The following is a 14,950-nucleotide window of genomic DNA, read 5'->3' as shown; positions in this document are numbered from 1 at the left end:
AACGGGACTCCAAGAACGCATATGGACAAAGTACGAAAATCCGAAGCCGAATGGCAGGCCCAGCTTACGCCCGAAGAATACGCCGTGGTGCGCCGCAAGGGCACCGAAAGGCCATTCACGGGCCGCTACTGGAACACCACCGACCACGGCATTTATCGCTGCGTGGGCTGCGGCACCGCGCTGTTCGCCTCCGACACCAAATTCGACGCAGGCTGTGGCTGGCCCAGCTACTTCGAGCCGCTGGACCCAGCGCGCGTGCGCGAAGAAACCGACACGTCGCACGGCATGGTCCGCACCGAAGTGCTGTGCAACATCTGCGACGCCCACCTGGGTCACGTTTTCCCGGACGGCCCCCCGCCCACCGGCCTGCGCTACTGCATCAATTCGCTGTCGCTCAAATTCGAACCGCTCGAGACTGAATGAAGAAATTCCTGTTCGACCTGTTTCCGCTGATCCTGTTCTTCATCGCGTACCGGTTCGCCGACATCTATGCCGCCACCGCGGTGGCCATCGCCGCATCCGTGGCGCAGTTCATCTGGCTGCGCGCCACCGGCAAGCAAATCGAAGCCACGCACTGGATCAACCTGTCGGTCATCGTCATTTTCGGCGGGGCCACGCTGTGGCTGCAAAGCGACGTCTTCATCAAATGGAAGCCCACGGTGCTGTACTGGCTGTTCGGCGGCGCCTTGCTGGGCGCGCGCCTGCTGTTCGGGCGCAACCTGATGCAGCGGCTGCTGGGCAAGCAAATCGAACTGCCCGCGCCCGCATGGGAAAAACTCAACCTCAGCTGGGCGCTGTTTTTCCTGGCGGCCGGCGCCATCAATCTATACGTCGCGTTTTCCGGCCACTTCACCGAATCCCAATGGGTCAACTTCAAGGTCTTCGGACTGATGGGGCTGCTGCTGGTCTTCGTCATCGGCCAGTCGCTCTGGCTGGGCCGCCACATGCAACAGCCGCGCCAGCCCGGCAGCGGCTCCGACGCCGGCCAAGACTGACCCTCACCCGGGCGTTTTTCCATGTCTGCATCCACCGAACGCATCGACCTCATACGCAGCCGTCTCGCCGGGCTCGACCCCCTCGCGCTCGACATCCGCGACGACTCGCACCTGCATGCCGGACACGCCGGCGCGCAAGGCGGCGCGGGCCATTACCACGTGCATATTGTGTCGGCCAGGTTCGCCGGTTTGTCACCCGTTGCGCGCCATCGCCTGGTGTATGATCTTTTGCGCGATCTGATCCCCCACCCCATCCATGCGCTTGCGCTCGATGCCCAAGCCCCCAAGTCCAACCCCTAAAGGAAACCCATGAAACGCATCGTGATGCTGGCCGCGGCTTGCGCGGTCGCCGTACCGGCCTTTGCGCAGAACGCCGCCACCGTCAATGGCAAGGCCATTACGCAGCAAAGCCTGGATCAATTCGTGAAACTGTTGGTCAGCCAGGGCGCCACCGACACGCCGCAGCTGCGCGAGCAGGTCAAGCAAGAAATGATCAACCGCCAGATCTTCGTGCAGGCCGCCGAAAAAGACGGCATTGCCAAGCAGCCCGATGTGCAGACCGAAATCGAGCTGGCCCGCCAGGGCATCCTGGTGCGCGCCCTGATGGCCGAATACCTGCAGAAGCACCCCGTCACCGACCAGCAAGTGCAGGCCGAATACGACAAGATCAAGCAACAGCAATCCAGCCAGATGGAATACAAGGTCCGCCACATCCTGGTTGAAGACGAAAAGGCCGCCAACGACCTGCTCGCCCAGATCAAGCGCGACAAATCCAAGTTCGCCGACCTGGCCAAGAAAAACTCGAAAGACCCGGGCAGCGCCGCCAACGGTGGCGATCTGGGCTGGGCCTCGCCCACCAACTATGTCAAGCCGTTCGCCGATACGGTAAACAGCCTGAAGAAAGGCCAATTGGCCGACAAGCCGGTACAGACCCAGTTCGGCTGGCACATCATCGACGTCGAAGACACCCGCCCGGTGGAATTCCCGCCGCTGGACCAGGTGCGCCCGCAGCTCGAAGAAATGCTGCGCCAGCAAAAGCTGGCCGACTACCAGAAAGAACTGCGCGAAAAAGCCACCATCAAGTAAGGCGCGCCGCGCCAGGCAAAACACCCCCGCTTGCGCGGGGGTGTTTTGTTTTCGGGGTGTCGATACGCGTCGCGCCACCGTCCAGCAGCGCCTGCGCACACCGGCGACTACATGCCCAGCAGTGCCTTCAAGCCGTCTTCGTCCAGTACGGGCACGCCCAGCTCCTGCGCTTTTAGCAGCTTGCTGCCTGCATCTTCGCCGGCCACCACATAGGCCGTTTTCTTGGATACCGATCCGCTGACCTTGCCTCCGGCAGCCAGGATGTGGCGCGTGGCGTCATCGCGCGTCCAATTCGGCATGGTGCCCGTCAGCACGAAGGTCTTGCCCGACAGGGTGTCGCCCTGCGGACCGGCCTCGGCCACCGGATGCACGCCTTGGGCCTTGAGCAGCTCGATGATTTCGCGATTGTGCGGCTCGGCGAAGAAGCGCCTGATCGAGCCCGCCACCACCGGCCCGACGTCCGGCGCGCTGGCCAGCGCCTCTTCGTCGGCCTGCATGATGCTCTCGATACTGCCGAAGTGGCGCGCCACGTCGCGGGCGGTCGTTTCGCCCACGTGCCGGATGCCCAGGGCGAACAGCAGCCGCCCCAAAGTGGGTGTGCGGGCCTTGTCGATGGCCGCCACCAGGTTCTCGGCCGACTTCTTGCCCATGCGGTCCAGCGCCGCCAGTTCGAACGCGGTCAGGCTGTAAAGGTCTGCCAGCGATTTGACCCGCCCGCTTTCAACCAGCTGGTCGACCAGTTTTTCGCCCAGGCCGTCTATGTCGAGCGCCTTGCGGCCGGCCGCGTGCAGCAGCGTCTGCTTGCGCTGCGCCGCGCAGAACAAGCCGCCCGTGCAGCGGGCAATGGCTTCATCCTCGGTGCGCTCGATGGCCGAGCCGCACACGGGACATGACTTGGGCATGACGAATTCGCGCGCATCGGCCGGGCGCTTGTCGGGCACGGGCCCGACGACTTCCGGAATCACGTCGCCCGCGCGGCGCACAATAACGGTGTCGCCGATGCGCACATCCTTGCGGCGGATTTCATCTTCATTGTGCAGGGTGGCGTTCGTCACCGTCACCCCGCCCACGAAAACCGGCTGCAAGCGCGCGACCGGCGTAATGGCGCCGGTACGGCCCACCTGCACCTCGATGTCTACCAGGCGCGTGCTGGCCTCTTCGGCGGGAAACTTGTGGGCCAGCGCAAAGCGCGGGGCCCGCGCCACGAACCCCAGCACCTTCTGGGCCGGCAGCGAGTCCACCTTGTAGACCACGCCGTCGATGTCGTAGGGCAGGTTCGCACGCTCGCCGCCTACCTGTTCGTAATATTCCAGCAGACCCGCCGCCCCGCTGGCGCGACGGTTATGCCGCTTGTTCACGGGCAGGCCCAGCTCGGCCAACCAGTCCAGCATCGCACTGTGGCGCTCATGCGGCAGGGTGGACTGCTGGCGGGCGCCCGGCGCGGGCTCGGAAAATAATTCGGCCTGGCGCCCCGGCAAGCCATGCACTTCGCCCCAGCTGTAGGCAAAGAAACGCAGCGGCCGCTTGGCGGTGATGCGCGGATCGAGCTGCCGCAGGCTGCCCGCGGCAGCGTTGCGGGGGTTCACAAACACTTTTTCGCCGCGGGCCGCCTGGCTGCGGTTCAGGCTTTCGAAGTCGGCCCGGTTCATCAGGACCTCGCCGCGCACCTCGAGCACGCGCGGCGGTTCGCCCTTCAGGTGCAGCGGCACGGCGCGAATCGTGCGTACGTTCGACGTTACGTCCTCGCCGGTCTGCCCATCGCCGCGCGTGGCGGCCTGCACCAGCTTTCCCGCTTCGTAGCGCAGGCTGATGGCCAGCCCGTCCAGCTTCTGTTCGCAGAAGTATTCGGGCGATTCGTCGGGCCCGAGCAGGCCGGCGCCGCGCAAGGTGTCGGCCACGCGGCGGTCAAAGGCCTGGACCTCTTCTGCGTCGAACGCATTGCCCAGCGACAGCATGGGCACTGCGTGGCTGACGCTGCCGAAGGCCGACAGGGGCGCCGCGCCCACCCGCTGGGTGGGCGACTCGGGCGTGACCAGTTCGGGAAAATCAGCTTCCAGCTGCGCCAGTTCGCGCATCAGCGCGTCGTACTCGGCATCGGAAATCGTCGGCGCGTCGTGGACATAATACCGCTCGTTGTGCTGCTCGATCTCGGCACGCAGCTCGGCGGCGCGCCTTGCTGCCTGTTCGGCATCGATCCTTGCCGCCATCAGGCAAACACCTTCTGCGCGCGGGGGCTGCCCGCAGGCAGGCCGGCCTGGTCAAGCTGCCCGAACAAGACCTGCAGACGCTCATCGATGACCGTCTCGGCGCCATCGACCAGCGGCTTGCCCTGGTCGTCCACCAGTTCGGCCTGCAGCCGGGCGGCCAGATCGCGGCCCACATCGACCATGCGGCCGAACGCGCGCGGATCGGCGGGCGAACATGGCACATCCAGCAGCATCAACAGCTGCTCGACCGGCGCCATGCCGTCATCGAAAGCCGCGCCATCGCCGCGCGAAAGCGTAAAGCGCGGCACGCCGTTATCGGCCAGCCAGGCAAGGCGGGGGCCATGCGGCGCAAAGCCGAGTTCGCGCGCCACGCCCACCACTTCGGCGGCCGAACGCGGCGCACCCAGCAGCAGAGTCAGGCCCACCTGGGTATCGAGCGCAGCGCACATGTCGTCCAGCTTGGCCGCCCGCTCCAGCACCAGCTGCTGGTCGGGCCCTTCGATCGTGGCGTCGAAACGGTCGGCCAGGTCCTGGGCTCGCGCCCAGGCTTGCGACCATTCGATGGCGGTCAGCGGGCCGCTGCGGTTGGCCAGCAGCACGGCCAGCTGCAGGGATGCATACGATTCGCCCGGATGCACGCGCGCGCGGTGACGTCCGGCCTCGGTGGTGGCAAACACGCGCACCGGCTTGCGACCGGCCTGGCGCAACCCTTGCACGTGCGGCAGCAGGTCGGCGCCGCGCACCGGCTCGCCAAAGCTGACTTCAATAACGATCTCACACCCGGCATCGGGCTCGTCGGCGTCGTCGGCATCCGTGCCCGGCTCGACCGGGGGCGCCGCCGTCGCAGTCAGGTTGATGCCCGGCTCGCGGCGCGACGTATCGGGGCCGCCCGCGCGCGCGTCCTGCACGCCAAGCAGCGGATCCTGCTCGGTGGCGGGGAAATGCACCTGCATCCGGTTGCGCGCCCGGCGGTCCTGCCACCAGTTGAAACCCAGTACCAGCAAAATCAGCAGCACACCCAGGGCAATCAGCCCGATCTGCAAGTCGCTCATGTGTTAACCCTGTACGCTGGCAAGGCAGCGCCATCTCATAGTTGGTTTATGCGGCTTCGGCGGCCATCTGCACGGCCGAATCAATATCTACGGCGACGATACGCGACACCCCCTGCTCTTGCATCGTAACGCCGATCAATTGCTTTGCCATCTGCATAGCGATCTTGTTATGCGAGATGAACAGGAATTGGGTCTGCTCGCTCATGCTGCTTACCAGATTGGCGTAGCGCTCGGTATTGGCGTCGTCGAGCGGCGCATCCACTTCGTCGAGCAGGCAGAACGGCGCGGGGTTCAACTTGAACAGCGCGAACACCAGCGCAGTGGCCGTCAGGGCTTTTTCTCCGCCGGACAGCAGGTGGATGGTGCTGTTGCGCTTGCCCGGCGGCTGCGCCATGACCTGCACGCCCGCATCGAGGATTTCGTCGCCGGTCATCATCAGCTTGGCTTCCCCGCCCCCGAAAAGCTTGGGGAACAGCTCGCCGAAATGCTGGTTTACCGTATCGAAGGTGGCCTGCAGGAGCTCGCGCGTTTCACGGTCGATCTTGCGTATGGCGTCTTCCAGCGTATCGATCGCCGTGAGCAGGTCTTGCTGCTGCGAATCAAGGAATTCCTTGCGCTCGCGCGAGGCATTGAGCTCGTCGAGCGCGGCCAGGTTCACAGAGCCCAGCGAATCGATCTGGCGCGAAATGCGGCTGACTTCAGACTGCAGCCAATTGGCGCGACGCCATTCGTCCGGCATCGACGCGAGCTCCTGGGCCAGCGCCTGGCGGTCGACCTCGCGCGCATTGAGCTGCTCGGTAAACTGCTCTTCGGCCAGGCGCGCCGCCTGCTCTTGCAGTTGCAATTCGGTGATGCGCGCGCGCAGCGGCTCGAGCGCCCGCTCTTGCTGCATGCGCTCTTCGTCGGCGCCGCGCAGCAGCGCCGACAGGTTGTCGAGTTCCTGGCGCGCCCGCGACAGGTCTTCTTCGCGCTCGGCGCGCGCCTCCAGGGCGTCCTGCAGGCCTGCCTGCGACGCCGATGCGTCGAGTTCGGCCAGGTCTGCCTGCAGTTGCTCAAGCTCGGCCGCGGCGCGCTGGCTCTGGTCGGCGGCCAATTGGCGGTTGCGCTGCAGATCGGCGATGCGCGACTGCGTGGCGCGCTCGGCAAACTCGGCTTCCTGGGCGGCGCGCTCGAGTTCGCGCAGCCGCGCCCGCGCGCCCTCGGCCTGGGCCGCCAGGTCTTCGCCGGCGATCTCGGCGTCGGCAAAGCGCGACTGGTGCTCGGCGAGTTCGGCGTCCAGGGCCTCGAAACGCGCTTCGGCCTCTTCACGGGTTGCCCGCAGGTCTTCTTCGTGCGCGGCGATTTCGTCAAGATCCTGGCGCAGGCGGGAAGCGCGCTCGCCGGACTGCTCGGCCTGCTGCTGCAGGCGCGAATAGTCGAGCTGGATGTCGTGCACCCGGCGGGTTACTTCGGCCACCCGCTGGCGGGCGGGCGCCACCGCCTGCGATATCTGCTGCCAGGCTGCCTCGGCACGCGCCACTGCGGCGCGGGCCTGGTCGGCGATCAGTTGCTGCGCCTTGACCTCGCGCTGAAGGTTCTCGATTTCCTGTTGGCGGGCCAGCATGCCGGCCTGCTCTGAATCGGGCGCATAGAAGCGCACGCTGTGCGCGTCGACCAGATGGCCGGCCTTGACCACATACGACGCCCCGGGCGGCAAGGTGTCGCGCGCCGCCAGGGCCTGGCCCACGTCGGCGGCGGTATAGATGTTGCCCAGCCAGTTGTTGAGCAGCGTACGCAGGTCGGGATCGGTGATGCGCAGCAGGCTGGCCAGCGGTGTCAGCCCGGGCGGCGCGGCCGGCGCCGGCGCTGCCGCCGGCATCTGGTAGAAGGCCAGGCGCGCGGGCGGCGCGTCGTCCGCGAAGGCGCGCGCCCAGTCGAGGCTGCGGACTTCGAGCGCCGCCATGCGTTCGCGCAGCGCGGACTCCAGGGCGTTTTCCCAGCCGGGCTCGATATGCAGCTTCTGCCACAGGCGGCCGAGTCCGGCGAGTTCGTGCTTGGCCAGCCAAGGCTCCAGCGCCCCCTGTTTCTGCACATCTTCCTGCAGCTTGACCAGCGCGGCCAGCCGGGCTTCCAGGCGCGCCAGGTTCTGCGCTTCCTGGTGGGCGGCGGCCTGGGCGCGGCTGCGCTCGGCGTCGGCCTCGGGCACCCGCGCTTCCAGGGTGGCGAGTTCGCGCTGCGCTTGCTCGAGCTGGTCTTCGCCCTGGGCGCGGTCGCCCGCCAGCTGTTCCAGCCGCGCCGGATCGGGGGCCTGCAATTCGCGCAGCTCTTGCTGCAGACGCTCGCGACGCTGTTCCAGGTTCTGCAACTGGCGGTCGGCATCGCGCTGGGACTGCGCCACCAGCGCCAGGTTCTGTTCGACACGCGCCAATGCGCTGCGCATGTCGTCGCGGCCCGCGGCGGCATCCCGCACCCGGGCCTCGATGGCGGGCAAGGCGGCCTGCGCCTCTTCGGCCATGGCGCGCGCTTCTTCGGTGCGGGCGGCGCCGGCGGCCAGGTCGTCTTCGGCCTGGGCGATTTGTTCCACGCAATGGGTCTGCTGGGAATCCCATTCGGCGATCTGCTGCTGCAGCTGGTCGCGGCGCGCCTGCAGGCGGTTGCGCGATTCGACGACGTGGCGGATCTCGGCTTCCAGGCGGCTGACCTGGGCATTGGCCTCGTACAGCTTGCCCTGCGCGGCGTGCACGGCATCGCTGGCGGCGTAGTGCGCCTGCCTGCGCGATTCGAGCTCGGCCTCGCCGGAACGCAGGCTGGCGATCGCGGCTTCCAGATTGTTCTGGGCCTGGGCGATTTCCTGGTTTTTACGCTGGCGCTCTTCGCGCGCGCCGGTTTCTTTCAGCAGCCACAGGGCAAATTGCTTTTTCTCGCCATCGGCCTGCAGTTCGCGGTACTGCCGCGCCACTTCGGCCTGCGCCTCGAGCTTTTCCAGCTGGCTGCCCAGCTCGCGCAGGATGTCCTCGACGCGGGTGAGGTTCTCGCGCGTGTCGGCCAGGCGGTTCTCGGTTTCGCGGCGGCGCTCTTTATATCGCGACACGCCGGCGGCCTCTTCCAGGAACACGCGCAGTTCTTCGGGGCGCGCCTCGATCAGGCGGTTGATCATGCCCTGCCCGATAATGGCGTAACCCCTGGCGCCCAGGCCGGTGCCCAGGAAAATATCGTGGATATCCCGGCGCCGCACCTGCTGATTGTTGATGTAATAGCTGCTGGTGCCGTCGCGCGTCAGTACGCGGCGCACCGAGACTTCGGAATAGGCGCTCCATTGGCCGGCCGCCCGGCCTTCGCTGTTGTCGAAAACCATTTCGACCGACGCGCGCGCCGCAGGCTTGCGGTTTCCGGAGCCGTTGAAAATGACGTCCTGCATGGACTCGCCGCGCAATTCGGACGCCTTGGCCTCGCCCAGCACCCACCGTACGGCGTCGATAATATTCGACTTGCCGCAGCCGTTCGGCCCCACCACGCCCACCAGCTGGCTGGGAACGGGAATCACGGTGGGATCGACGAACGATTTGAAGCCGGCGAGTTTTAGTTGAGTGAGGCGCACAGTACGATGACGGACTGGTGGGGTTGAACGAAAGGCGTTGAACGGACCTGCCGCACGGTTCTTCAGACGGCCCCGCGGGGCCATGGATGCGGATCGTATGATACCCCAGGCAGGCCCCTGCCCCTTGGGCGGGCGGCGCGGGGCAGCGTATTTAATAACCCGCGCCTGGAGTGTCGGACGCTATACTCGCTGACACTTTTTTCCATACGAAACACGTTTTCCACCTCGCCGACTCTGGTCGGCCGCCACCGAGGATGCACTTTTGAAACGCGGGTTCTATCTGGTCATGGCAGCGCAGGGCTTTTCTTCCCTGGCGGACAATGCGCTATTTATCGCGGCCATAGCCTTGATACTCGAACTGCAAGGCCCCGACTGGATGGCTCCGGTCATGAAGTGGTCGTTCGCGCTGGCCTATGTCGTATTGGCGGCGTTCGTGGGCGCGCTGGCCGACTCGTTCCCCAAAGGGCGGGTCATGTTCGCCACCAATGCGCTGAAAGTGTGCGGCTGTCTGTTGATGTTCATGTATGCCAACGTGGGCCTGCCCCACGCCCACCAGACCTACCTGGTTTGCGTGGCCTATGGCCTGGTGGGGATAGGCGCGGCCGCGTATTCGCCGGCCAAGTATGGCATCGTCACCGAAATGCTGCCCCCCGAAATGCTGGTCAAGGGCAACAGCTGGATCGAGGGCCTGACCGTCATTTCCATCATCCTGGGCACCGTTCTGGGCGGCGTACTGATTTCCCCCACCGCTTCCGAATTGCTGCTCAAGCATCCCGTCGTGGGCCGCCTGGTGCACACGCCCGCCGAGGCCGCGATTCTGGTCATCGCCTTTGTCTACCTGCTTGCCGCGCTGTGCAACCTGCTGATTCCCGGTACCAACGTGCGCTACCCGCCCCAGCAGAAGAACCCCGTGCGCCTGACCATCACTTTCGCGAGCTACGTGCGGGTGCTGTGGCGCGACAAGCTCGGGCAGATCTCGCTGGCCGTCACCACCCTGTTCTGGGGCGCGGGCGCCGTGCTGCAGCTCATCGTCATCGAATGGGGCCGCCGCCATCTGGGCTACCGGCTCGACGAAGCATCGATACTGATGGGCGTGGCCGCCCTGGGCACCGTGGTCGGCTCCATCCTGGCTGGCCGCATTCCGCTGCGCAAGGCCCTGTCAGTGCTGCCGGTCGGGGCGGCAATGGGGCTCGTGGTGCTGCTCATGCCGCTGGTGCACTCCACCTGGAGCGTCTATGCCCTGTTGTTGCTTACGGGCGCGCTGGCCGGATTTTTCGTGGTGCCCATGAATGCCCTGCTGCAGCACCGCGGCCACGTGCTGTTGTCGGCCGGGCATTCGATCGCGGTGCAGAACTTCAATGAACAGTTCAATATCCTGTTGATGGTGGCCATCTACACGATCCTGCTATGGCTGGATATGCCCATCAACATGATCATCGTGCTGTTCGGCCTGCTGGTCACCGTGCTGATGCTGATCTTCATTCGCTGGAGCCGGCGTAACCTGGCCGCCGACCCCGCGCTGCATGACCTGATCGGCCAGGAAGGCCATGGCCAGGCCCTGAAAACCCCGCACTAGCCCGGCGCCGGCGCGGCGCCTCAGGCCAGCGCCGCGGCCAGCCGCAGATCCTGCCAGGCGCGCGCTTTCTCGGCGGGGCTGCGCAACAGGTAGGCAGGGTGGTAGCTCACCACCATCGGGATGCTGCGCCCGTCGTCTGTCTTGAATACATGGCCGCGGCCGCGCAGGTTGCCTATGGTGGCATCAGTGCCAAGCAGGGTTTGCGCGGCGAAGCGACCCAGCACCAGGATGCGCTCGGGCTTGAGCAATTCGATCTGCCGCATCAGGTACGGGCTGCAGGCGGCGACCTCTTCCGGCCTGGGATTGCGGTTGCCCGGCGGGCGGCACTTGATCACGTTGGCGATAAAAACGTCTTTCTCGCGGCTCAGCCCCACCGAAGCCAGCATGGCGTCGAGCAGTTGCCCGGAACGGCCCACAAACGGCAGGCCCTGGCGGTCTTCCTGCTCGCCGGGCGCCTCGCCCACCACCATCCAGCGCGCCGGGCGCGCGCCCATGCCGAACACGGCATGGCGCCGGCCGCTGCACAGGCCGCAGGCCGTGCACTGGATGACCTGCCCTCGCAGCGCCTCGAAATCCTGCGCGGGCACCACCGGTTCCGTCCGGGCAGGGGCGGCAGGCGGCACGGCAGGCGGCGCAGGACGGGCCAAGGGACGCGGCGCGGCCGACTCTGGCGCCGGGCTGGCGGCCGCCGGTGCGTCCGGCCTGGCGGGCGCCGGCCGCGGTGCATCGCCGCCAGGCGTGGCCGTGGACGGCGCCGCCCGGGGTTGCAAGGCCTGCGCCGGCTCGGCGTTGCTACCCCGTGCCGCGTCGCGCGCCTTCGGCGGCGCGGCGGGCAGCCAGGTTTTCTCGATGCCGATCTCGCGCAGCCAGAATTTCTGCAGCGGATTGATACTAGGCGGCGGCGCGCCGGTTTCCGTCTGGCTCATGCCCGGTCTCCCAGGCTTTTCTGCATCACCAGCGCGTCTTCGCGCTTGCCATGGGCGGCGGGATAGTAGCCGCGGCGCATGCCGATGCGGCGAAAGCCCTGGCGTTCATAAAAGGCCAGCGCAGCCTGGTTGGACGGGCGCACTTCCAGCAGCACGGCAGGCAGGCCGCGTTCGCGGGCGCACTGGACGCACCAGTCGAGCAGCATGGCCCCCAGCCCCTGGCGGTGCCGCGACCGGGCTACCGCAATAACCAGCAGGTGCGCCACGTCGGGAGCCAGCATGGCCACACAAAAGCCCGCCAGCTCGCCGTCCACGCGCAACACCCGGGTTTCGTAGCCCGCAGCCAGCGCGTCGGCGAAATTGCCGCGCGTCCAGGGAAATGCCTGCACCTGGGCTTCCAGCGCGGCCACCTCGTCCAGGTCGGCTTCGGTCATGGGGGCCAGCACGGCGGCGGGCAGCGCGGCCGGCGCCGCCTTCGGGTTGCCCCCGTGTCCCTGTTCGCGCTCGGCCGTCGTAAAGGCCACCTTGTCGCGCACGTACAGCGGCGCTGCCAGCTCGGGCGCGACCGCCTCGCCCCGTCGCCACGCCTCGCGCGCCAGGCGTGCGACGGCGTCCGCCCTGGGACGCGCCACGTCCGCGCGCCGCCATCCGGGGGCAACGGCCATTTCGGCGGCGTAGATATCCCAGGCATCGCCCGCCACGCAGACCGGCGCCGGTTCGCCGGCGCCGGGCGATCCGCCCAGGTGGTACATGGCCCAGGCGGCAGCCTGGTGCGCGGCGATCAGCATGGGCGCCTGGCATGTCAGCCAGGGGTGGCCGGCATCGGCGCGGCGTTCGTACACGGCCAGGTAGACCTCGTTCATGCGGGCGTCAAGCGCCACCAGCACCCGCTCGCCTGGTACGGCGTCCACCTGCTCGGCCACCGCAAGATGGGACACCACGGGCAGCACCGGCACCTGAAGGGCCAGGGCCATGCCTTGCGCCACGCCGCAGGCCACGCGCAGCCCGGTGAACCCCCCGGGGCCCTGCCCGAACGCCACCGCGTGCAGGTCCGAAGCTTGCAGACCGGCCTGCGCCAGCAATTCCGCGGCCATGGGCAGCAGGCGTTCGGCGTGCTCCTGGGAGCCCTCGTGTTCCCGCACGCTGACCACCGGGCCGACGGCGGTTTCGCGCAGCAATGCCACCCCGCAACGCGACGAGGAGGTCTCAAGGGCCAGCAGGTTGAATTCCATAGGTTCTGATTGTACGAAACCGGCGCGCGCCCCTGGGGGAACCGGGGGATTTCAACTGTACCGCGCAATGTGTAATATCTTGTGAATACCCACTAGCCGCTGGTTCTCGTCACTGTTACATTTCCGGCCATGAACACGCAAAACACCAATCCCATCCGCAAGATCCTCGTCGTCGACGACGATCCGCGCCTGCGCGACCTGCTGCGCCGCTACTTGTCGGAACAAGGGTTCAACGTCTTCGTCGCCGAAGATGCCAAAGAAATGGGCAAACTCTGGCAGCGCGAGCACTTTGACCTGCTGGTGCTCGACTTGATGCTGCCGGGCGAAGATGGCCTGTCCATCTGTCGTCGGCTGCGTGGGGGCCACGACAACACGCCCATCATCATGCTGACGGCCAAGGCCGAAGAAATCGACCGCATCGTCGGCCTGGAAATGGGCGCCGACGATTACCTGTCCAAGCCGTTCAACCCGCGTGAACTGCTGGCCCGCATCAACGCCATCCTGCGCCGCCGCGGCACCGAAGAACACCCCGGCGCCCCCAGCCAGGAAAACGAATCCATCGCCTTTGGGCCGTATGTGCTCAACCTGTCCACCCGCACGCTCACGCGCAACGGTGAACAAGTGCCGATCACCACTGGCGAATTTTCCGTCCTGAAGGTGTTCGCCCGCCACCCCAAGATCCCCCTGTCGCGCGACAAGCTGATGGAGCTGGCCCGCGGCCGCGAATACGAAGCTTTCGATCGCAGCCTGGACGTGCAAATTTCGCGTCTGCGCAAACTGATCGAACCCAACCCGTCCAAGCCGGTATTCATCCAGACGGTATGGGGGCTGGGCTACGTATTCGTCCCGGATGGCGGCGGCTGACCATCCCGCCCGACCGGGGCAAGAGCGCCGTCTCGTGCCCAGCTTGCGCAAGATCTTCCGTAACCTGACGTCGCGCCTCAGGCTGGGCCTGTTCGGGCGCACGTTCCTGCTGCTCGCCGCCCTGATGCTGGTCAGCCTGGGCGCGTGGCTGCAGGTGTTCTTCAGCATGGAGCTCGGGCCGCGCGCCAACCAGATGGCGCAGCGGGTCATCACGGCTGTCAACATCACCCGCACGGCGCTTATTTATTCGAACGACGCCGAGCGCAGCAAGCTGCTGCTGGACCTGGCCACCAACGAAGGCATCCAGGTCTATCCGCGCGAAGTCACCGACTTTACCGAAGCCCTGCCCGACGACAACTATTGGCAGCGGGTCGCGCAGCATATCCGCTCGCGGTTCGGCCCGGAAACCCAGATTTCATGGGGCGTGAATCAGGTGCCGGGCTTCTGGGTCAGTTTCCAGATCAACCAGGACTTGTACTGGCTGGTGTTCGAACGCGAACAGATCGGGCTGACGGGCGGCATCGAATGGCTGGGCTGGGGCGCCACCGCGCTGCTGCTTTCGCTGGTGGGCGCCGCGGTAAGCGTGGGCTTTGTCAACCGGCCGCTGTCACGCCTGGCACGCGCGGCCCAGGTACTTTCGCGCGGCGAAACGCCGGCCCCCCTGCCCGAGCACGGCCCCCTCGAAATCCGCGACCTGAACGCCTCGTTCAACCGCATGGCCAAAGACCTGCGGCAGACCGAAGCCGACCGCGAACTGATGCTGGCCGGCATTTCGCACGACCTGCGCACGCCATTGGCGCGCATGCGGCTCGAGATCGAAATGAGCGGCGTGTCCGAAGATGCGCGCCAGGCTATCGACGAAGACCTCGGCCAGATCGACCACAGCATCGGGCAGTTGATGGAATACGCGCGCCCGGCCGGCACCCTGCCGCAGATGGCCACCGACATTTCCGCCGTGCTGGCCGACCTCTACGAACGCGAGCGCAGCCATACGGCATCGATGGGCGGCGAGCTGACCGCGTCCATCGAGCCGGGCCTGCGCGCACGGATCACCGCCCTGGACCTGAAGCGGGTGGTCGGCAACCTGCTCGAAAACGCCCGGCGCTACGGCCGGTCCACCGACGGGCAGGCGCATCTGCGCATGACCCTGCATGCGGAGGGCAGCACGCTGGTCATTGAAGTGTCCGACCGCGGCCCGGGCATTGCCCCCGAAGAGGTCGACCGGCTGCTGCGCCCCTTCTCTCGCGGCGAGGCCGCCCGTACCGGCGTCAGCGGCGCCGGGCTGGGGCTGGCCATTGTCGAGCGCCTGCTCAAGCACGTGGGCGGGTCCCTGAAAATGCTGCCCCGTTCAGGCGGCGGGCTTACCGCCCGGATAGAGATCCCCAAAGCCAAATTTAGGAATTATCAATTAGACACCGATAACCAATAGCGTACA

At 66.6% G+C, this 14,950-nt stretch carries 12 protein-coding genes; 7 read left to right on the top strand and 5 right to left on the bottom strand.

Going from position 1 to position 14,950, the window contains the following annotated elements; all coding sequences use genetic code 11:
- Window positions 1–21 precede the first annotated feature (21 nt).
- From msrB to CAL19_RS04530, 4 genes are read left to right on the top strand one after another with little or no spacing between them, the layout of a single operon-like run.
- Entirely contained in the window at window positions 22–423 is a 402-nt protein-coding gene (gene msrB, locus CAL19_RS04545; protein ID WP_026640313.1) for a peptide-methionine (R)-S-oxide reductase MsrB, read from the top strand.
- On the top strand, window positions 420–995 hold the full coding sequence (locus CAL19_RS04540) for a septation protein A (RefSeq protein WP_026640312.1): 576 nt from the start codon (window positions 420–422) through the stop codon (window positions 993–995). Before msrB ends, CAL19_RS04540 begins: the two co-directional genes overlap by 4 nt.
- Window positions 996–1,016: 21 nt before the next feature.
- Window positions 1,017–1,295, top strand: a complete 279-nt coding sequence (locus tag CAL19_RS04535) for a BolA family protein (protein ID WP_026640311.1) — start codon at window positions 1,017–1,019, stop codon at window positions 1,293–1,295.
- 9 nt (window positions 1,296–1,304) lie between these two features.
- A complete protein-coding gene (locus tag CAL19_RS04530; protein ID WP_026640310.1) occupies window positions 1,305–2,081 on the top strand; it encodes a peptidylprolyl isomerase in 777 nt (258 codons plus the stop codon).
- Window positions 2,082–2,188: 107 nt separating this feature from the next.
- Here the strand turns inward: CAL19_RS04530 and ligA are convergent, their stop codons facing one another.
- From ligA to smc, 3 genes are read right to left on the bottom strand one after another with little or no spacing between them, the layout of a single operon-like run.
- A complete protein-coding gene (ligA, locus tag CAL19_RS04525; protein ID WP_094796129.1) occupies window positions 2,189–4,288 on the bottom strand; it encodes an NAD-dependent DNA ligase LigA in 2,100 nt (699 codons plus the stop codon).
- Complete coding sequence (locus tag CAL19_RS04520; protein ID WP_094796128.1) at window positions 4,288–5,340, bottom strand: cell division protein ZipA C-terminal FtsZ-binding domain-containing protein; 1,053 nt, start codon at window positions 5,338–5,340, stop codon at window positions 4,288–4,290. Before CAL19_RS04520 ends, ligA begins: the two co-directional genes overlap by 1 nt.
- 46 nt (window positions 5,341–5,386) lie before the next feature.
- Window positions 5,387–8,917, bottom strand: coding sequence for a chromosome segregation protein SMC (gene smc / locus CAL19_RS04515; protein ID WP_026640307.1), 3,531 nt, complete (start codon window positions 8,915–8,917; stop codon window positions 5,387–5,389).
- Window positions 8,918–9,179: 262 nt separating this feature from the next.
- On the opposite strand from smc, the gene lplT reads away from it, so the two are divergent.
- Entirely contained in the window at window positions 9,180–10,493 is a 1,314-nt protein-coding gene (gene lplT, locus CAL19_RS04510; protein WP_094796127.1) for a lysophospholipid transporter LplT, read from the top strand.
- A 20-nt stretch (window positions 10,494–10,513) separates the two neighbouring features.
- Here the strand turns inward: lplT and CAL19_RS04505 are convergent, their stop codons facing one another.
- Together CAL19_RS04505 and tsaB are read right to left on the bottom strand one after the other, a co-directional pair.
- A complete protein-coding gene (locus CAL19_RS04505) occupies window positions 10,514–11,419 on the bottom strand; it encodes a uracil-DNA glycosylase (RefSeq protein WP_094796126.1) in 906 nt (301 codons plus the stop codon).
- Entirely contained in the window at window positions 11,416–12,651 is a 1,236-nt protein-coding gene (tsaB, locus tag CAL19_RS04500) for a tRNA (adenosine(37)-N6)-threonylcarbamoyltransferase complex dimerization subunit type 1 TsaB (protein WP_094796125.1), read from the bottom strand. The genes CAL19_RS04505 and tsaB overlap by 4 nt, the downstream gene beginning before the upstream one ends.
- A gap of 129 nt (window positions 12,652–12,780) precedes the next feature.
- Between tsaB and risA the strand changes: the two genes are divergently transcribed.
- Together risA and risS are read left to right on the top strand one after the other, a co-directional pair.
- A complete protein-coding gene (gene risA / locus CAL19_RS04495) occupies window positions 12,781–13,515 on the top strand; it encodes a response regulator transcription factor RisA (protein WP_026640303.1) in 735 nt (244 codons plus the stop codon).
- 34 nt (window positions 13,516–13,549) lie between these two features.
- Complete coding sequence (gene risS / locus CAL19_RS04490; protein WP_432759158.1) at window positions 13,550–14,944, top strand: sensor histidine kinase RisS; 1,395 nt, start codon at window positions 13,550–13,552, stop codon at window positions 14,942–14,944.
- Window positions 14,945–14,950 lie beyond the last annotated feature (6 nt).

The sequence above is a fragment of the Bordetella genomosp. 7 genome (assembly GCF_002261265.1).
Lineage (GTDB): Bacteria > Pseudomonadota > Gammaproteobacteria > Burkholderiales > Burkholderiaceae_B > Bordetella_A.
The sequence above is the reverse complement of the archived record's forward strand: the minus strand, read 5'-3'. Positions and strand labels throughout refer to the sequence as shown.